Raw genomic sequence first — 18,747 nt, 5'->3', positions numbered from 1 at the left:
CCCTCAATCGACTCAGATATCGTCGCGGCGCACGAATTCCCGATTACCGTCGGGCCATTTCCGGGTGACGCCTCCGGCGTCCAGACGCTCCAGCAGCGGAATCACCACCCGCCGCGAGGTACCGAGCGCCTGCCGGGCCTGCGCCGCGGTGAACACCGGCGGCAGACCCCGCAGCACGACCGCCGCGCGGGCGAGCGCGTCCGGCGCCACCACCACGTTCGGCGCCAGCCGGGTCAGCCGCCCCGCCGCCTCGGCCGCGACCTGCGCCCGCGCATCCAGACCCAGCCCCGCCAGCCGGCCGCTGTCCGGCGCCGAGAACGGCCCGCGCGCCCACTCCCGCTCCAACTCCCGCACCGCCCGCTCCAGCGCCGCGGGCAACCCCGCACCACGCGCCCGCAACCGCCGAGCGCCGCGCCCCCGCCCCGCCGCCTCGGCCAGCGCCTCCGCCAGCGCCCGATCCGGCAGCCCCAACTCCCGCCTGGCCGCCTCCACCGTGAACGGCTCCAGCGCGCCCCGCGCCCGCACCAAGGCGACCAACCGCTCCCCCAGCCCCGACCAGACACCCGGATCGGCCAGCCACTCCCCCACCCGCACCGCGCCCGGCCCATCGGCCGCCACCCCCATCGCCGCCAGATCGGCGACGGCGGCCACACCCCGCCGACGCAACTCCGCGCCCAGATCCGGCCGCCCGTCCATCGCCGCCAACTCGGCCGCCCGCGCCCGCGCCGCACCCCGCCGGCGCAGCCCCGGCGGACGCACGTCCAACGCCGTGACCCCCCACAACCGGCGACCACCGTCACGCAACACCGCCCGCTCACCGATCCGCAACGGCAGCGCCCGCGCCAAAGCCAGCCGGGCGGTGTCACCGCCCAGCGGCCGCACCTCGGCCACCACCGAAGCCGACCCCACATGCAGCACACCCTGACGAGGCAACCGAGGCGCCTGCGCGACCAGCCGCACATCCAGCACATCGGTCGCCACCCAGCGACCGGGAGCCGTCAGCACGTCCCCGCGCCGCAGCCCGTCGGCCCCGCGCACGTTCACCGCCACCCGGGCCGGACCCTCCACCCGCCCGGCCGCCCGCCCCAGACTGTGCAACCCACGCACCCGCACCCGCCCACCCTCCCCCACGCTCAACACGTCGCCGACCGCCAGCGCACCCGCGCCGAGCGTCCCGGTCACGACAGTGCCGTGCCCGGCGACGGTGAACACCCGGTCGATCCACAACCGCACATCCGCACCCGGATCCGGCCCCGGCAGACTCTCCGCCAACGCCGCCAGCGCCGCACGCAACTCCGGCAGCCCCTCACCGGTCCGGGCACTGACGGCCACCGCCGCCACCCCCGCCAGACCGGTCCCGGCCAGCCGCTCACGCGCCTGCGCCAGCGCCGGACCCGGATCGGCCAGATCCGCCCGCGTGATCACCAGCACCCCATGGGCGATCCCCAGCGCCGTGACGGCCGCCAGATGCTCCCCCGACTGCTCCCGCCAACCCTCATCGGCCGCCACCACGAACAACACCGCAGGCACCGCCCCCACCCCCGCCAGCATGTTCGTCAGAAACCGCTCATGACCGGGCACATCCACGAACGCCAGCTCACCCGTCCACGCGAACCCCAGATCGATGCTCAACCCCCGGCGCCGCTCCTCCTCCAGCCGATCCGGCTCCATCCCCGTCAACGCGCGCAACAACGTCGACTTGCCGTGATCGACATGCCCGGCCGTGGCGATCACCCGCATGCCGCCACCACCGCCCCGAACAGCACCTCGTCGTCGCCCGCCGCCACCGCCCGCAGATCCAGCAGATAACGGCCGCGCTCGGCACGGCCCAGCACCGGCGGCTCACCCGCCCGCAACGGCCCCGCCAGCCGCTCCTCCACCGCCACCGCCGCACTCGGCAACTCCACACCCGGCGCCCCACCACCCCCCACCCGCGCCGACGACGGCACCGCCCGCGCCTGCACACCCGCATCGGCCAGCCGATCGGCCAGCACCCGCGCCCGCGCCAGCAACTCCTCCGGATCGGCGTGCAACGCCAACACCGTCGGCGACGGCGGACCCTCCAACGTCGCCTCCAGCGCCGCCAAAGTGAGCTTGTCCACCCGCAACGCCCGCGCCAGCGGATGCCTGCGCAACCGCTCCACCACATCCGCACGCCCCAACAGCAGCCCGCACTGCGGACCCCCGAGCAGCTTGTCCCCACTGGCCGTCACCAGATCCGCGCCCTCAGCCAGCCACGTGGCCGCATCCGGCTCCCGAGGCAACACCGGATCCGGCCGCAAAAGCCCCGAACCCGCATCCGCCACCAGCGGCACCCCCAACCCCGCCAACTCCCGCACCCCCGGCGTGGCCGTGAACCCCTCGATCCGGTAATTCGACGGATGCACCCTCAACACGAACCCCGTCTCCGGACCGACCGCCTCCGCGTAGTCCGCCACCGAAGTCCGGTTCGTCGTCCCCACCTCACGTAACCGCGCCCCCGTCGACACCAGCAGATCAGGCAGCCGGAACCCGTCCCCGATCTCGACCAGCTCACCCCTGCTGACCACGATCTCCCGCCCCCGCGCCAGCACCGTCGCCGCCAGCACCAGCGCCGCCGCGTTGTTGTTCACCACATGCGCCGCCTGCGCCGCCGGCACCGCCCGCGCCAGCGCCGCCAACGCCCCCCTGCCCCGCCGCCCCCTACGGCCCGTACCCAGATCCAACTCCACATCCGTCGTCCCCGACGCCGCCCACACCGCCCCCACCGCCGCCTCCGACAACGGCGCCCGCCCCAGATTCGTGTGCAACAACACACCCGTGGCGTTGACCACCCGGCGCGGCCCCGAACACCGCAACTCCGCCAGCGCACTGTCGGCCACCCGCTCCGGCCCGATCACCCCCTCACGAGCACGCCGCTGCGCCCGCGCGAGCGCCGCCTTCACCCGGACACGGCCCAGCCGCGACAACGGCTCACCGAAACGGGGATCGGCCAGCAGGACATCGGTACGAGGAATGAATCGCCGCGGATCGCTCATGCCGCTCAAGATATTTCCTACAGTCTGATCATGGAGAGATTAACGCAACTAGCCGCAGGCGGCGGCTGCGCCTGCAAGATCCCCGCAGGCGAACTCGAACACGTCCTGGCCGGACTCGGCCTCAACCCCCCCGCAAACCCCCCGGGAGAACTCCTCGTCGGACTCCAGACCGGCGACGACGCCGCCGTCGTCCGCGTCCAAGACGGCCTCGCGATCGTCGCCACCGCCGACTTCTTCACCCCCGTCGTCGACAACCCCTACGACTGGGGCCGCATCGCCGCCGCCAACGCCCTGTCCGACGTGTACGCCATGGGCGGCCGCCCCCTCGTCGCCGTCAACCTGCTGTGCTGGCCCACCGACCTGCCCTACGACATCGCCACCGAAGTCCTGCGCGGCGGCGCCGACATCGCCGCCCAAGCCGGCGCACACCTGGCCGGCGGCCACAGCGTGACCGACACCGAACCCAAATACGGCATGGCCGTCACCGGCCTCGCCGACCCCGACCACCTCCTGCGCAACGACACCGGCCGCCCCGGAACCCCACTGTCACTGACCAAACCCCTCGGACTCGGCGTCCTCAACAACCGGCACAAAGCCACCGGCGAAATCTTCCCCCACGCCGTCCAGACCATGACCGCCCTCAACGCCGAAGCCTCCCGGGCGGCCATCGCCGCCGGAGCCCGCTGCGCCACCGACGTCACCGGCTTCGGACTCCTCGGCCACCTGTACAAACTGGTGCGCGCCTCAGGCGTCGGCGCCGTCCTCGACGCGGCCGCCGTACCCCTGCTCGACGGAGCACGCGAAGCCGCCCGCGACGGCTACGTACCAGGCGGCTCACGCCGCAACCTGGACTGGGTACGACCACACCTCACCGCCACAGGCATCGACGAGCAGACACTCCTCCTGCTCGCCGACGCGCAGACCAGCGGCGGCCTGCTCGTCGCCGGCGAAATACCGGGGGCACCCGTGATCGGGGAACTCGTGGAGGCGGGCGACGCCGCCATCGTCATCCGCTAAGGTGCCGGGTGGAGGCGAACAGGTGCCTGGTGGCCCTCCCGGTCTTCAAAACCGGTGGCGCCGAGCAACTCGGCGCGGCGGGTTCGATTCCCGTCCGTCTCCGCCACCTCCCCCCGCCCGGCCCGCCGCTGCGGGCACCCGCGAACGCGGAACCCCCGGCCGCGCCGTTCGAGCCGCCCACAGCCGCGCGACTCACGCCGCAGACGGCCTGCCCGGACATTTCCATAACCGGCAACCCGACCGGCTTTCGCACACACGCTGAAAAGGCCCGGAGAAATGCCGGAGCTTGTAACCGACGCCCCCGCGAACACGCAACGCCGAACGTGCCCAACAGCCGACTAATTCGCGCTACCCGCCACAAAATCGGCCACCGCGACAACGGGCCCGAAAACCAGCACCTCCCTCCCGAGGAAACGGCGCCCGACCGACCCACCCCACTCCAGCAACGCCACCGACCACCCACCGACAGCGCACCCCACCCCAGCACCCGCGCCCTCCGGGACGCTCACCGACCGCGGACCGCCAGAATTCTCCCCAACACACCGCACCGCTACCACGTCGTAACATTGCGTCAAATCTAAGATCACTCAACGTGAACACCATCGCACGCATCGAGATCGACTGGCCCAGCCTCGGCCTCACCGTCACCGCAGACCTCGACGACCGCAACGCCCAACTCGCCCAAGCCCTGCTCGACGTACTCCCCTACCGCAGCCTCCAAGGCCACGCCCTCGTCGCGGGCTACTACCTCTACCACGTCACCCCCGTCCACTCCGTCTTCCACCTGCCCACACCACACCGCGCCGACCGCCGCACCCTCCCCGACGGCACCCTGTTCTGCTCCCGCCTCCAGCACTTCGGCATCAAATACGGCACCCTCACCGAACCCATGCCCGCCACCCCCATCGGCCAGGTCGACCCCGCAGACCTCGACACCCTGGCCGAAGCCGGCCGCGCCGCCTGGGACTCCGTCTACTCCTCCAAGAAACCCGTCATCGCCGAAGTCCGCCACGCCGGCCGCCCCGGCGGCCACAACCTGCCCCGCCTCACCGCCACCGACCCCATCGCCGACCAGCTCATCGCCGACGTTCACACCGAGACCACCCGCGCCTGGCTCGAACCCCCCACAGAACTCCTCGACCTGCACGACGGCCGCATCCGCTCCGGCGCTGGCAGCTACGGCACCACCATGACCACCATGCTGTTCGTCAACGGCGAATCCCGCCCCCTCGGCTACAGCGTCTACGGCGGCCTCATCAAAGCCGCCTCAGAACAACTGCCCATGGACGCCCTACGCCACATGGCCCGCATCCTGGCCGGCACCCCCGGCGAATTCCTCGCCTACTGCGGCCTGGAAACCCTCGGCCACTTCACCGCCCGCCTCCTCGCCTGCCTCGACCGGCTCGACAACCGCGACGACTTCATCGCCGTCATGGCCCACATGGCCCTCTACGTCCACTGCCTCGGCGGCTGGAACCTCCAACTGTTCCCCTGGCACCTCGGCGAACACCTCCGCACCCAGCCGGAACCCCGATGACCACCGACGTCGTCGTCATCGGCGGCGGCGTCGCCGGACTCTCGGCCGCCTACCACCTGGCCGAGGCCGGCGCCGCCACCGTCCTGCTCGAACGCGGCCCGCTCGGCTCCGGCGCCTCCCGCGCCACCGCCGACGTCCTGCGCACCTACTTCGCCGGACACCCCCTCACCTCCACCCTGGCCGCCCGCAGCCTCCGCACCTACCGGGACTTCGCCGCACTCACCGGAACCGAACTGCCCATGAAGCAGACCGGCTACCTCGTCCTACTGACCGAACCCGAACAAATCACCGCATTCCACGCCGACCTGCCCGCCCAACAAGCAGCAGGCATCCACGTCGAACTCATCGACGAACACCAAGCCCGCCAACACAACCCCCTCATCGGCGACCTCCCCCTCCTCGCCGCCGCCTGGTCACCACACGCCTACATCACCGACACCACCGCCATCGTCACCGGACTCGCCACCGCCGCCCGCCGAGCAGGCGCCGAACTCCGCACCCACTGCCCCGCCACCACCATCGACCCCACCACCGGCCGCGTCGACACACCCCAAGGACCCCTCACCGCCCACGCCATCGTCTGCGCCGCCGGCGCCTGGTCAGCCCCACTCGCCCACACCGCCGGCATCACCCTCCCCCTCACCGGCGCACACACCCAAGAACTCCTCACCACCGACCCACTCCCACCCGGACCCGACCTACCCGTCACCCTCCACGCCGCCACCGGCCTGCTCATCCGCCGCCACCACGACAGACTCCTCGTCGGCATGGGCCACCCCGGCCCCGACCGCCACGCCTGGACCACCCGCCTGACCCACCACCTCACCCACACCTACCCCAGCCTCGAAGGCACCCGCCTGCACACCGCCGTCACCGGCATCCGCGACCTCAGCCCCGACCGCACCGCCTTCATCGGCCGCGCCCCACAACCACCCCACACCCCCATGTTCCTGTACGCCGCCGGATTCTCCGGCCACGGCCTCTGCATCGCACCCGCCGCCGGAGCACTCATCCGCGACCTCTACCTCGGCCACGACCCCCACCTCGACACCCGCCCCCTCGCCGCCACCCCGGACCGCGTGACCACATGAACCACCCCGACCTCACCACCACCGTCCTCAACGGACTCCACACCGCCCACCGCCGCGAAGTACTCATCTCCGGACACCAACGCCTCACCGGCGCCCACGTACTCGCCCTCGTCGCAGGCGCCGCCCAAACCCTCACCGCCGACGGCATCCGACCCGGCGACACCATCGCCTGCCAATACGGCCCCCAACCCGAATCACTCCTCACCTGCCTCACCGCCGCAGTCCTCGGCTGCCCCCTGCTCTACCTCTGGCCCAGCATCACCGACACCCTCGCCCACCAAACCACCCAAGCACTCAACATCACCACAACCCTCACCCCACCACAACAAACCGCACTCCACACCCACCCCGCCACCGAACCACCCACCCCCGCCCACCGCCACCCCGACGACATCACCGCCATCACCTTCACCAGCGGCACCACCGGCCAACGCAAACCCATCACCTACACCGCCCGCGCCCAAGCAGCCCACCTCGCCGTCATGCGAGCCGTCCACGGCCACACACCCGCCCGCCTCCTCGCCCCCACACACCTCGAATACACCCGCGTCCTCCACCAACTCTGGGCCTGGGCCGGCGGCGGCACCGTCCTCATCCCAACAGACCACGACGACCTCGCCGACACCGCCCGCCGCGAACGAGCCACCCACCTCATCGCCGGACGCCCCGCCACCCTCTACCCACTGGCCGAACAACTCGCCACCGCCCCACCCGCACACCTCACCACCATCACCTACGGCGGCGCCGCCCCCACACCCACCCGCACCGCCCAAGCCGTCACCACCCTCGGCACCCGACTCGTCCAAACCTACGGAACCAACGAAGCCGGCTGCCTCACCGCACTCACCCGCCACGACCACCGCACACCCCGCCTACTCGCCTCAGCCGGCCGCGCCGTACCCGGCGTCGAACTACACATCCGCGACCAGGACGGCACCGCCGTCCACCCCGGCGACGTCGGCGAAGTATGGGCACGCTCCCCCCAATCCACACACGGCTACCTCGGCGACCCCCACCGAACCGCCCGACTCACCCACAACGGCTGGATACGCACCGGCGACCTCGGACGCCTCGACCCCGACGGCTACCTCTTCCTCCTCGACCGCGTCGAAGACCGACTGGCCGACGGCATCTACTCCCACCCCATCGAACACCTCCTGTCAGGCGACCCCACCGTCCTCGAAGCAGCCGTCTTCGGAGACGGCTCCCGCCACGCCGGCGCGATCGTCGCCAAACCCGGAGCCGACGTCAACCTCGAAAACCTCCGCGACCTGATCGCACACACCCTCGGCCCCCACCACCGCCCCGAACGCCTCTGGCTCGTCGACCGGCTACCACGCACACCCGGCGGAAAACCCGACAAAGCAGCACTACGAGCCCGCCGCCCCATCACCGACCCTTGAAACCTGACCCACACCCACCAGCCGACAAACCATCAAACCTTATACCGGCGGCTCAACGATACGGTCGAAGCACCCAGCACCCAGCACCTCGGCCGAAGGAACACCATGGCGGACGACCCCACCACCATCGAACTCACCATGACCGAACTCCGCCACATCGTCGCCTACGCGACAGCCTGCGCACAGCCCGCGCCAGCGATCTTCGAACACCACCGACCCCACGACCGACGCCCGCAAGACGCCATCGACACAGCACACGCATTCGCGAGCGGCGCCAAACGCTCCAAAGCCCTCCGCGACCACGCCTGGGCGGCACACAGAGCCGCCCAGGAAGCCCGCGACTCAGGACAGGCCGCAGCCGGCGAAGCCGCCCGCGCCGCCGGCCACGCCTGCGGAGCCGCCTACCTCCACCCCCTGGCGAAGGCCACGCAGGTCATCCACATCCTCGGATCAGCCGCGCACACCGCACGCGCCCTCGAACTGTCCGCAGGAGACGACCCCGCCATCGCCGCCGACCACCTCACACGAGCCCACGCCCTCGCACCCGCCATCGTGATCGACGTCCTGAGACGCTACCCACCCGCCCCACCCGGCTACGGCCGAGTCGGCGAACTCATCCGCCGGTTGGACACCTCACTCCGACGACCACAAGCGGCTTGATTCCGGCCGAGTCCCCCAGCACCGTGACGGCCGCGCTCGCCAGGCGAGCGCCGCCGCAGGGAGACGCACCCCGCAAGCGGCCGGACCGTTCTTGCCTTCTGCTGTGGAGGTTTTGGTTTTGGGAGAGGTTTCATTGCGTTAACCCCCTCGCCTTTACAAAGTAGATTTCTTGGCGGCGCGAGGTCACAGGACTATGGCGATCCGGGCGGGGAGGACTCCCCTGCGGGAGGGGACGGGAACCACACATGATCCGGGTCGCAGGGCAAGGAGAGACGTGTGACACATGGGAGTGAGGAACGCCGAGAACCCGCAGGGCAGGCAGTCCTCGACCTCAACAGCGCGATGACCGACATCTACGGCGAAGCCCTGGCCGCCGCCAAGCACCGCCTTCTGGCCTCGACACCGCTGGTCCTCGCACTGTTCACCGGAGCGGGCGGCCGGATGATGCTGTATCGGCCCGGTCACCCCACCGTGGAAGCGCCTACGGTCCCCATCACGTATCAGTCCCTCAAAGCGGTCTCTCACAGCTGCCTGGCCGTCTTCGAGCTCGCGACGCTCTGTTGCGGGGCGCCCTCGGTCAACGCGACAACGGCGCTGCCGGGTTTAGGCGCGGCCAATCAGCGGGCCCTCGACCTGCTGCCCGAGTCCGGCCTGGATGACGACGAGATCCAGCCGACGCGTCACCTGCTCGGCTTGAATTCTCAGCTGCTCAACCGGCTTTCCTCGTCTTGTCCCGTCACAGCGGACGTCCTGTCAGATTTCGCGAGAGCGTGCGCACCGCACCTGGTCAAGCTGATAGACCGGGCCGCAGCGCTCCAGGTCTCCCACTGGATGGGCGTGCTCGACCACTGGCAGGCGATGCTCGGAGCCACCTGGGAGCGCACCTTTGCGGCCGTGAACACGATGTACGTCACCCGCCAGAAGAACATCCTGTTCACGATTCTCGCCCAGTTCATGGGCGAGACATCGATCGGCGAACGGCTGCTGCTCTTCGAGACCCCGCAGTTCACCACCACACCCGACAACCTGCTCGATCTGCTCGCCAAAACCCTCGCCGACCGCGAGTTGGGCCGCGCCTTCTTCGGACACGGGCGCGTCATGGATGTCGAGATCCTCGGCGACGCGGCCACAGCGGCGATACGGGCAGAGGCGGGCCGCCGCAGGATGGCACCGGTGCTGCCCACATGCGCACCGTACGACTCGAAACAGTGGCCGTGGTGCACCGATCCCGCCAGCGGCACCGCACCCTCCACCCTGCGGACGCTGGTTGGACTCGACCCCTAGATCGGTGCGCGAGCGAACCGCTTCCTGGTCCCCTGACGACCGAGAGGACGCCGAGGTTATGGGTAATGATCGGCTGAAAAATCCCGAAGAAGTAGCATTTGATGCCCAGCTGCCCACCGTTTCGGCGATCTCTCCGGATGGGCGGTGGGTGGCCTACGGCGTGACCCCCGGCAGGACAGTCTGGCTGGCGAAGGTGGACGGGGATACATCACCGAGGAAGCTGGGGGAAGGGAGCAACCCCACGTGGTCGGCCGATTCACGACACATCTACTTCCTGGCGGAAGGTCGGCTGCATCGGGAGCGGGCCGAAGGCGGGGCGGGCAGGTCGTGGAAGGGCGAGGTGAGCACCTGCCTACCGCTCGCCGACCCTGACACCGTGGCCGTCCTCTCGCCGGACCCCAGCGGGAACGACCCGTGGGTCTGGGGCGAAGCCGCGAGGCTCGACCGGCTCCGGCTGCTCGACCTGCGCACCGGGGCGGTCAAGACCCCAGACGTATTCCAGGGGCGGCATGTGGCCGAGTTGGCCGAGCGGCCCGGGGGCGGGATGCTCGCCATACTCACGCAGGAGTCCGCCGTCCCCGATCCGGGCGAGCTGAGACCACGGCTGCACCTGTTCGACACGGCCACCGGCGAAGTGCGGGAGCTGGGCGCGGCGGCGGTGTCGGCGCGCTCGCTCGCCTGGTGGGAGGGACCAGACGGGTGGCATGTCGCCTATGTCGCCAGGACACCGCCTGGCCTCGCGGGCGGGAACGCGGTGATGGACGTCGCGCTGTCGGACGGCGAGCATCGCAATCTCACCGAAGGTCTGCCGGTCTGCCCGCTCAGCCTGGCTCCAGGCGGGCTGGCGCTCGTCGCCGACGGGCTGGACTCCGCGATCTACCGCCTCGACCCGGCCACGCGGAAGTTCTCCGAAATCCTGCCCTTGAAGGGGCTGGCGCTCTGGCTGACCGCCGGCGCGGACGGCGCGACGGTCGCGATGGCCAGAAGCCACGCGCACGAACCACTGTCGGTCTTCGCAGGTCCCGTCCACGGCCCCCTGGTACGGCGCGGCGACACCGCGCCCGAGCTGCGGGCCATCGAGTGGGGCGCCCATGAGCGTCTTTCCTACCGCGCGCAAGACGGGCTGGAGCTGGACGCCCTCCTGATCCTGCCACCCGGCAGGTCCCGGCAGGACGGTCCGTTCTCGCTGGTCACGATCGTGCACAGCGGGCCATACGCGCGCTGGGCCGATCAACTGCTCTTGCAGGCTCATGAGCCGGCCCAGTGGCTTGCAGCCGACGGCCACGCCGTGTTCCTGCCCAATCCACGGCGGGGCATGGGCCACGGGCACGCCTTCGCGACGAACGGCATCATCGGCGGTCAGGAGTGGCACGACGTGCTGACCGGTATCGATCTGCTGGTCGAGCAGGGGGTGGCCGATCCCCTGCGGCTGGGCATCGCGGGCTGGAGCCACGGCGGATACCTGGCCGCCTGGGCGGTCGGACATACCGACCGCTTCAAAAGAGCACTGGTGATCGCGGGAATCAGCGACTGGGGCATGCTCGCCGCGACCGGGGAACTCGGCGCGTTCGAGTCGGCACTCGGCGGGAGCACCGGGTGGGAGGGCGTGGGCCCCCACCCCCATGACGAGCGCAGCCCGATCTCCTATGCCTCCGCCATCCGCACTCCGGTCTTGATCGTCCACGGCGCGGAGGACACCAACGTCCCGCTCAGTCAGGCGCAATTCCTCCATCGGGCGCTCCGCAGGTTCGAGGTCGAGCATGAGTTCGTCGTGTATCCGCGCGAGGGCCACATCATCGCCGAGCGAAACCACCGAATCGACCTGCTCCGCCGTACCAGAGCGTGGTTCAGCCGGTTGAACGGACGGTGAGGGCCGATGCCGCGCTCGCCGGTCGACGGCCCTCGCTGAGCGACCACAGCAGGAGCACGGACCGCTTCCGACGGGCACGCCGACGTCGCCGCAGCGCACAGGGAAGCCGATCACGATTCACCTGGCGGCCGGGGACATGCTCGGGAGCGGGAGGCCGTGCCGGAGTGCCGGCGCATCGCATGCGCGATCCTGGCCAGCCGCTGGACCTGCGCCGCGGCGTTCGCGGGGTCCTCTTCGGCTCCCGGTTCGAGGAAACTCCGGATCGCCGCGGGGTCGCCCGCCGGGGGCCGACCCGCGCGTTTGCGGGAGATGGCGAGCGCGAGCATCTCAGCGGCGATGGCGGCCTCCGGGTCGGACCTCCCCGAGGCATGGTGTTCGGCGCGCCGACGGACCTCCCGCTCGGTGCGCGCGGACATCCACGGGCTGAGCAGGACGTAGCCGTCCAGGATCTCGATGGTCAGCCGGACGCGCCGCAACCTGGGTTCGACCGGGCGGGGCCGCAGTGCGATCTGCGGCACCGCGTCGTGCAGGAGCTGCCACAGCGGTCCGAGGCGCCGGCAGTCACGGCGTGCGAGGAGGCTGTCGAGCAGCCGGTCCAGACCGACCTTCGGACCCCAGGCCGGAACGGTGCCGCCGATGAGCACCGCCAAGATCGCGACGACATACTGAACGAGAACGACCCGGTCGAGCACGACCGTGGACGCTCCCACGCTGGCGGCGACCATCGCCGCCAGTTTGGTCGCGACGTAGGCCAGGCCGATGAGCACACCCACCGCGATCAGCCGGGTGCCGACGGCCGGGAGCGGGCGGGAGACGATGCGGGCGTAGCGGGTGACGACGACCGCGAGGTGCGCCACCCACCAGCCGAGGCAGACCAGATAGAGCACGGTGTGCGGGGCCTCCGCAGGTGTGGCGGTGGCGTTGTAGTAGGCGAGGCTGCGTACGTGGGGATCGGCGAGGTCGTACGGCGCCGGTGCCAGCGGGAACAGGGCCGCGATGGCGGCGACGGAGGCCGCCGACAGCGCCAGGCCGCGGCGGACCTGCCGGAGCGCGGGCTCGTCCTGTGCGGTGAGCAGGATGAACAGAGCGTGTCCCGCCGCGACCGCGAGCAGCGTGAGGCAGTTCCCCAGGGCCCGGCTCAGGCCGAGGATTCCCAGTGCCCGGTCGAGTTGGGGGGCGATCGGCTGGACGGTCAACGCCAGCGTGATCGCCGACTGGGTGAGGCACATGAACCTCAGGGGCAGGTTGAGCGGCCGGCGAACCAGGTGCCCGATCTTGATCGCGGTCATGACCCAGCAGGTGGCCGCCACGCCGAGCTGGGCCACCTGGATCGGCGTCACGGCCGGGGTGCGCCGCCTTCCAGCGTCTCGATCAGCCGGGCGAGCTGCTCGGGGGCGGCCGGTCGACTCCACGACAGCGCCGACCAGGTCTGCGTGCGCTGCACCGCCACGGTGCCGAACAGCTCCGCCCGCAGTTCGGCCGGCTCCGCGTAGCTGTTGCGCTGCTGGATCTTCCGTACCGTCGAGTGGTCCAGTTCCGGGCTCAGCATCGCCAGGAGTTCGCGCGCGTCCGAGGCGGCCGTGTCGTCGTCGAACAGCATGTGGCCGAGCTCGTGGGCGATGATCTGGTACTGCCGGACCGGCCCGATGGAGTTGTCGAAGAAGACGTAGTCGGCGTGCTGGCCGGCGACCCAGAGCCCGTGTGGGGCGCGTACCGGGAGCTCTCTGGCAATGAGGTGGATCGAGCGGTCACGGCGTTCCTCGACCCGTCGGCACAGCTCGGAGATCGTGAACGTTCTCGGCAACCCCAGTGAGTCGAGCAGCGCCTCGGACTGCCGGCACAACGCGCCGATCTGCCGACGCCCTCGAACAGCGAACACGAGCTCCCCCGACGCCACGGCCTCAGTCTCGACCGGAGATCGCGAACGGTCAAGCCTGGCCCGGATCACGCTTGCGGGGCGGCTTCGGCGCGATCGACTCCTCCAATTGGCGCACCTGATCGATCATGGCGGTGATCGCGTCGATGGCGGCAGGGGACAGCTCGGCCTCCATGGCGCGCATGGCCAGGCGTTTGATCCCCGGGTCGTTCAGGGCCTGGACCAGCCTCAGCCGCGCCTCGACGGCGGCGGCGTGCTCCTCGTCGGCCTCCTCGTCGACGAAGTAGCTCGGACGCACCTCGAAGAAGCGCGCCAGGGCTTGGATCGTCTCCACCGACGGGTTGTCCCGGACGCCCTTGCGGAGGTAGCCGATGTAGCTGGCCGAGACGTCCGTCGCGGCCGCGACCTCGCTGTTGGTGTACTCCCTGTGCGCCTCCCGTGGCCGGACCGTCTCGAAGAGAAGGTTCAGCTTGTCGGCGAAGCTCTTACGGCCGTCCGGTGGCGACGCCATTCACTCATCCTTGCTCGACTATTGTGAATCACAATCAAGACAACTTCACAATGGTTGACACTCGTGCGCCAGCGTGATTATGTCCCTTAAGTGCGCGCACAACTATAGTGCAGCGCTGGACGCCAGCGGCAACTCGCCGACGCCACGCGTCCCATCCCCCGTCGACCCAGGAGGTCGCTTCATGGCACGCCGATCGCGCACCAGCATGGTCCTGGCCGGGCTCTCCCTCGCCGGCCTCGGTCTCCTCGCCCCCATGGGCAGCGCCTCCGCCGCGGCGCCACCGTCGTCGCCGCAGCAGGCTGAGAGCATCGTGAGCGGGCAGCAGGCCCCGTCGGCGGCCGTGAACTGCTGGACCACGGTCGAGCAGCCGGGCGGCAACGGCACCACGATCACCGTCTACTACCGCAACTGCGGAAACACCACCGCGCGCGTCACCCCGAACAGCCACGCCATCGCCTTCGACGGCTCCTTCACCTACGTCGCCAGGTGCCAGTCCGTCCCGCCGGGATACGTCGGGATCTGGCCGACCACGCCGTCCCTGTTCCCGCCTGTTGAAACGAACCGGTGGGGCGTCACCATCTGCCTCTGACCACGGACCGAGTGGGGGCACCATCCTCGATGCCGCCCCCACTCGCGACGGCGGGGTCACCTGAACCCTCCCGGGTCACATACGTAGGTTCTGCTTCTCCCCCACCGCGTGATCGATCAGGCAGCGGGGCGTGCCGTGCACCTCGTCGGTCACCACCCGCCCGCTCACCGCGAACACCCGCGTGAGCAGTTCGGGTGTCACCACGCGCGCCGGCGGGCCGTCGGCGTGCACCGTCCCCTCGTGCAGGGCCACGATCCGTTCGGCGAAGCGGGCCGCGTGGTCGAGTTCGTGCAGGACCGCCACGACCGTCAGCCCCTTGGCCGCCCGCAGCTCCCGCACCAGTGTGAGGACCTCCAGCTGGTGCCGGACGTCCAGATGCGCGGTCGGCTCGTCGAGCAGCAGGATCCCGGTCCGCTGGGCGACGGCCAGCGCGAGCCGGGTGCGCTGCCGTTCGCCTCCCGACAGCGTGTCCAGCAGCCGGTCGGCCAGGTGGGTGGCGCCGGTCAGTTCGAGTGCCTCCTCCGTACGGCGGTCGCGGTCGGGGGCCCACAGCATGCCGAGCGGCCCCCGGCTCGGGTAGCGGCCCTGGAGCACGAGTTGCCTGACGGTCAGCCCCGGCACCGGCGGCAGGCTCTGATGGAGGACGGCCACACGCCGCGCGACCGCGCGCCGAGGCAGCTCCGTCAGCGGCCTGCCGTCCAGGAGCACCGTGCCCGAGGCGGGCGCCAGCAGTCCGGCCATGAGTTTGAGCAGGGTGGACTTGCCGGAGCCGTTCATGCCGACGAGCGCGACGAAGTCGCCGGAACCGACCGTGAGGTCCACTCCGGAGAGAATCCGGTCACCGCCGTAGGAAAAGGTGAGGTCGCGTACCTCGATGCTCATGCTTCTATCTCCTTCCTGGCCACCGCGATCAGTACGGCGGCGCCCACCAGCGCGGTCACCACTCCGGTCGGCAGCCCGAGACGGTGGGCGAGGTCGCCTCCGGACACGATCCGGGTCAGGAACTGCGCGACGGCGTCGGCGCCGGTCAGCGCGGCGGCGCCCAGCAGTGCGGCGGCCGGTACGCCGGCGCGCGGCCGTCCCCGTGCCGCCCAGCGCGCCACGTGCGGCACCATCAGGCCGACGAACGCGAGCGCGCCCGCGAGGCTGGCCGACCCGGCGGCCAGGGCGACCGCCGCGACCAGTGCCGTCACCCGGGCTGCGCGCGGCGGCAGCCCGAGCGCGGCCGCGTGCTCGTCGCCTCCGGCCAGGACGCCGAGCGCGGCCGACCCCAGCCAGACCAGGACGATCCAGCCGAGGATCCACCAGGAGGTGAAGGCCAGATGGTCCCAGACCCGGCCCTCCACGGACCCGACCAGCCAGCGCATCGCGTTGCCGAACCGGCTGGGCTGGTAGGCGAGCAACAGTGTGGTCAGCCCCGCCAGTACGGCGGAGCCGAGCAGTCCGGCGACGATCACCTGTCCCGGCCCCCGGCGCGCGGCGAGCACCCAGCCGAGGCCGCCGCCCAGGGCGCCGCCGACGAGCGCGGCGAGCAGGGCTCCGAGGACGGAGTCCGCAGGGACGATCCCGAGGGTCATGCCGCCGAGGATGCCGAGGACCGCGCCGGGGTTGACCCCGGTGAACTCGGGCGCCGCCAGCGGGTTGCGCAGCGCGGACTGCAGCACGAAGCCGGCCACTCCGAGCGCCGCACCGGCGAGCAGCGCGGTGAGCAGCCGGGGCAGGCCGAGTTCCCACAGGATGCGCCCGCTGAGGGCGGCGTCCGCGACCGGGCCCTGATGCGACAGGAGGTGAACGCCCGTGGCCACGGCGGGCGCCAGGCAGACCAGCAGGTTCCTCATGTGTGCCGCTCCCGCAGCAGTACGGCGCCGACGAGCACGGCGACCAGGGCGGTCCAGGCGCCGAGCGGGGTCTCGACCGGGGCGAGCGCCAGCCGGGCGGCCAGGTCGGCCGCCGCCGTGACGGGNNNNGGGCGCCCAGGCCGCCCGCCGCCGTGACGGCCGCGCCGAGCACCGCCGTCCACGGCAGCCAGGTCCGCGCGTCCCCGCGCGGCCGCAGCCTTCTGGCCAGCAGCGGCGCGACGAACCCCACCCAGGCGATCGGGCCGCAGGGCCCGGCGACGCTGCCGATGAGCAGCGCGGCGACGGCCAGGACGCCCAGCCGGGCCGAGGCGACCCGGCCGCCGAGGGCGGCGGCGGCCTCGTCCCCGAGCCGGAGCAGGCCCAGCGCCGGAACGCACAGCAGCACGAACGGCAGGGCGAGGGCGAACCAGGGCAGCGTCTGGCCGACCTGCTCCCAGAGCACGCCGCTCAGGCTGCCGACCAGGTAGCGGAAGAGCAGGTCGTACTGGAGCCGGTCGGCGGCGGACATGACCGCGAACAGCAGCGCCTGGATCGCCGTGGACACCGCGACGCCGATCAGCAGGACGCTCTGGGCGCCGCGCCCGGTGCGGGCGGCGGCCAGGGTGAGCGCGCCGCCGAGCGCGGCGCCGCCGAGGCCGACCAGCGGGTGCAGCCCGCTCGGCACCGGCAGTCCCCACACCACGCAGGCGGCCACGGCCAGCGCGGCCCCCGAGGACACGCCGATCAGTTCGGGTACGGCCAGCGGGTTGCGCAGGGACTCCTGGAGCAGCAGCCCGGCGACGCCGACGGCGGCCCCGCCGAGCAACGCGATCAGCGTTCTCGGCACCCGGAGTTCCCAGAGCACGACGTACTCCAGCGACGCGGGGTCGCCGAACACGGCGGGCAGCCGGTGCGGCGCGACGAACGGGGTGCCCAGGCTCAGCCCGGCGGCCACCAGCCCGAGCAGGGCGAGGGTGAGCGTCAGGACGGGGAGCCGGGTGGGTGCGAGGGTCACCCGGCGGCCTTGGCGAGGGCCTCGTCGAGGATGAGGCCGAAGGCCCTGGTGCCGCGTCCGGAGGCCCACAGCTCGGGCCGTACCTCGAACACCCTGCCCGAGGCGACAGCGGGGATCCGCTTCCACACGGGGTGGTCGCGGTAGGTCTCGCTGACCGGTTCGGCGTCCTTCGAGACGAACGACTGGATGAAGATCGCCTGTGGTGCCCTGGTGAGGATCTCCTCGATGCTGTACGCCTGCGCGGTCTCGAACCCGCCGCCCTTGCTCGGCCACGGGTAGCCGAAGAACCGCGACAGGAAGTCGCCCAGCACGTCGTCGGTGGTGTTGACGCCGACGGTGCCGCCGCCGTACATGGCGAGGACGGGCCGGCCCGCCAGTCCCTTGGCCTGGGCCTGGGCCCGGCCTGCGGCGATCTTGCCGAGGAATCGGGTCTCCGCCGCCGACTGCTGGGCGCCGCGCCCGGTGAGCGCCGCCACGGCGCGCAGGTAGGTGATGGAGTCCTCGTACGTCTTCACCTGTACGACCCACAGCGGGGCGAACTTCTCGACCGCCGCCCTGAGCTGGTCGTGAACCCCGGCCAGGCCGATGACGAGGTCGGGCCGGGCCTGGGCGATCCTGGCCACGTCCTCGCCGCCGAAGCTACCCGGGACCACCGGCACCTTCGTCCCCTCCGCGCCCAGGTAGTCGGGTCGGGACAGCAGTTCGGGCGTGGTGGTGGCGGCGGGCGTCAGTCCGAGTTCGACCAGGATGTCGTCGCACAGGCCGGTCAGGCAGACGATCCGCTCGGGCGCCTTCGTCAGGGTGAGCTTCTTGCCCGCCGGATCGGTGACGGTGAGCGCCGTGGGCACGGCAGGCGCTGTGGGCGCTGTGGTGACGGCCGTCTGCGGGCGCGGCTTCGACTCCGCCGCCGGAGTGGCGGCCTGCCCGCATCCGGCGAGTACGAGCCCCGTTATCGCGAAAAGCGCACTGCGGCGCATCGAAATCCTCCGGTATGAAAATCATTCCCAAGCATGGACATGAAAATCATTACCATCTACGC

At 71.3% G+C, this 18,747-nt stretch carries 16 protein-coding genes, 1 tRNA gene and 1 pseudogene; 9 read left to right on the top strand and 9 right to left on the bottom strand.

The window, feature by feature from the left end:
• Nucleotides 1-12: 12 nt before the first annotated feature.
• Both ABD120_RS22435 and selA read right to left on the bottom strand, forming a co-directional pair.
• Complete coding sequence (locus ABD120_RS22435) at nucleotides 13-1,740, bottom strand: SelB domain-containing protein (RefSeq protein WP_343951938.1); 1,728 nt, start codon at nucleotides 1,738-1,740, stop codon at nucleotides 13-15.
• Nucleotides 1,731-3,017 carry an L-seryl-tRNA(Sec) selenium transferase gene (gene selA, locus ABD120_RS22430; protein ID WP_343951936.1) on the bottom strand — a complete coding sequence of 429 codons (1,287 nt, stop codon included), beginning with the start codon at nucleotides 3,015-3,017 and terminating at the stop codon, nucleotides 1,731-1,733. The genes ABD120_RS22435 and selA overlap by 10 nt, the downstream gene beginning before the upstream one ends.
• Nucleotides 3,018-3,047: 30 nt before the next feature.
• On the opposite strand from selA, the gene selD reads away from it, so the two are divergent.
• The 8 genes from selD (at nucleotide 3,048) to ABD120_RS22390 (ending at nucleotide 11,879) form a co-directional block, all read left to right on the top strand.
• Nucleotides 3,048-4,034 carry a selenide, water dikinase SelD gene (selD, locus tag ABD120_RS22425; RefSeq protein ID WP_425564016.1) on the top strand — a complete coding sequence of 329 codons (987 nt, stop codon included), beginning with the start codon at nucleotides 3,048-3,050 and terminating at the stop codon, nucleotides 4,032-4,034.
• A gap of 10 nt (nucleotides 4,035-4,044) precedes the next feature.
• Nucleotides 4,045-4,140 (top strand) — tRNA-Sec (locus ABD120_RS22420).
• A gap of 486 nt (nucleotides 4,141-4,626) precedes the next feature.
• Entirely contained in the window at nucleotides 4,627-5,571 is a 945-nt protein-coding gene (locus ABD120_RS22415) for a cucumopine synthase-related protein (protein WP_343951934.1), read from the top strand.
• A complete protein-coding gene (locus ABD120_RS22410; RefSeq protein WP_343951933.1) occupies nucleotides 5,568-6,662 on the top strand; it encodes an NAD(P)/FAD-dependent oxidoreductase in 1,095 nt (364 codons plus the stop codon). Before ABD120_RS22415 ends, ABD120_RS22410 begins: the two co-directional genes overlap by 4 nt.
• Nucleotides 6,659-8,065, top strand: coding sequence for a class I adenylate-forming enzyme family protein (locus ABD120_RS22405; protein WP_343951932.1), 1,407 nt, complete (start codon nucleotides 6,659-6,661; stop codon nucleotides 8,063-8,065). Before ABD120_RS22410 ends, ABD120_RS22405 begins: the two co-directional genes overlap by 4 nt.
• Before the next feature lie 105 nt (nucleotides 8,066-8,170).
• Nucleotides 8,171-8,725, top strand: coding sequence for a putative immunity protein (locus ABD120_RS22400; RefSeq protein WP_343951931.1), 555 nt, complete (start codon nucleotides 8,171-8,173; stop codon nucleotides 8,723-8,725).
• Nucleotides 8,726-9,067: 342 nt separating this feature from the next.
• Nucleotides 9,068-10,009: a hypothetical protein gene (locus tag ABD120_RS22395; protein WP_343951930.1), complete on the top strand. Its 942-nt coding sequence runs from the start codon at nucleotides 9,068-9,070 to the stop codon at nucleotides 10,007-10,009.
• Nucleotides 10,010-10,349: 340 nt separating this feature from the next.
• The gene (locus tag ABD120_RS22390) at nucleotides 10,350-11,879 is read left to right on the top strand and encodes a S9 family peptidase (protein WP_343951929.1); all 1,530 of its coding nucleotides are present in this window, start codon (nucleotides 10,350-10,352) and stop codon (nucleotides 11,877-11,879) included.
• A gap of 110 nt (nucleotides 11,880-11,989) precedes the next feature.
• On the opposite strand, the gene ABD120_RS22385 is transcribed toward ABD120_RS22390, so the two are convergent.
• The 3 genes from ABD120_RS22385 to ABD120_RS22375 are packed head-to-tail and all read right to left on the bottom strand — an operon-like array spanning nucleotide 11,990 to nucleotide 14,266.
• Nucleotides 11,990-13,219, bottom strand: a complete 1,230-nt coding sequence (locus ABD120_RS22385) for an MAB_1171c family putative transporter (RefSeq protein WP_343951928.1) — start codon at nucleotides 13,217-13,219, stop codon at nucleotides 11,990-11,992.
• Nucleotides 13,216-13,758: a hypothetical protein gene (locus ABD120_RS22380; protein ID WP_343951927.1), complete on the bottom strand. Its 543-nt coding sequence runs from the start codon at nucleotides 13,756-13,758 to the stop codon at nucleotides 13,216-13,218. Before ABD120_RS22380 ends, ABD120_RS22385 begins: the two co-directional genes overlap by 4 nt.
• A 49-nt stretch (nucleotides 13,759-13,807) precedes the next feature.
• Nucleotides 13,808-14,266, bottom strand: coding sequence for a helix-turn-helix domain-containing protein (locus tag ABD120_RS22375; RefSeq protein WP_343951925.1), 459 nt, complete (start codon nucleotides 14,264-14,266; stop codon nucleotides 13,808-13,810).
• Nucleotides 14,267-14,447: 181 nt separating this feature from the next.
• Between ABD120_RS22375 and ABD120_RS22370 the strand changes: the two genes are divergently transcribed.
• Nucleotides 14,448-14,855: a hypothetical protein gene (locus ABD120_RS22370; protein ID WP_343951923.1), complete on the top strand. Its 408-nt coding sequence runs from the start codon at nucleotides 14,448-14,450 to the stop codon at nucleotides 14,853-14,855.
• Nucleotides 14,856-14,930: 75 nt separating this feature from the next.
• Here ABD120_RS22370 and ABD120_RS22365 read toward each other — a convergent pair whose 3' ends face one another.
• The 4 genes and pseudogenes from ABD120_RS22365 to ABD120_RS22350 all read right to left on the bottom strand — a co-directional run bounded on the left by ABD120_RS22365 (nucleotide 14,931) and on the right by ABD120_RS22350 (nucleotide 18,685).
• Nucleotides 14,931-15,737 (bottom strand): ABC transporter ATP-binding protein, encoded by an 807-nt coding sequence (locus ABD120_RS22365; protein WP_343951922.1) that lies wholly within the window; start codon nucleotides 15,735-15,737, stop codon nucleotides 14,931-14,933.
• Nucleotides 15,734-16,693 carry an iron chelate uptake ABC transporter family permease subunit gene (locus ABD120_RS22360; RefSeq protein ID WP_343951921.1) on the bottom strand — a complete coding sequence of 320 codons (960 nt, stop codon included), beginning with the start codon at nucleotides 16,691-16,693 and terminating at the stop codon, nucleotides 15,734-15,736. Before ABD120_RS22360 ends, ABD120_RS22365 begins: the two co-directional genes overlap by 4 nt.
• Nucleotides 16,694-16,898: 205 nt before the next feature.
• Nucleotides 16,899-17,648 (bottom strand): annotated as a pseudogene (locus ABD120_RS39860) (FecCD family ABC transporter permease); the annotation flags it as partial.
• 56 nt (nucleotides 17,649-17,704) lie between these two features.
• Complete coding sequence (locus ABD120_RS22350; RefSeq protein WP_343951919.1) at nucleotides 17,705-18,685, bottom strand: ABC transporter substrate-binding protein; 981 nt, start codon at nucleotides 18,683-18,685, stop codon at nucleotides 17,705-17,707.
• Nucleotides 18,686-18,747: the final 62 nt, after the last annotated feature.

The sequence above is a fragment of the Nonomuraea longicatena genome (genome assembly GCF_039525605.1).
Lineage (GTDB): Bacteria > Actinomycetota > Actinomycetes > Streptosporangiales > Streptosporangiaceae > Nonomuraea > Nonomuraea longicatena.
The sequence above is the reverse complement of the archived record's forward strand: the minus strand, read 5'-3'. Positions and strand labels throughout refer to the sequence as shown.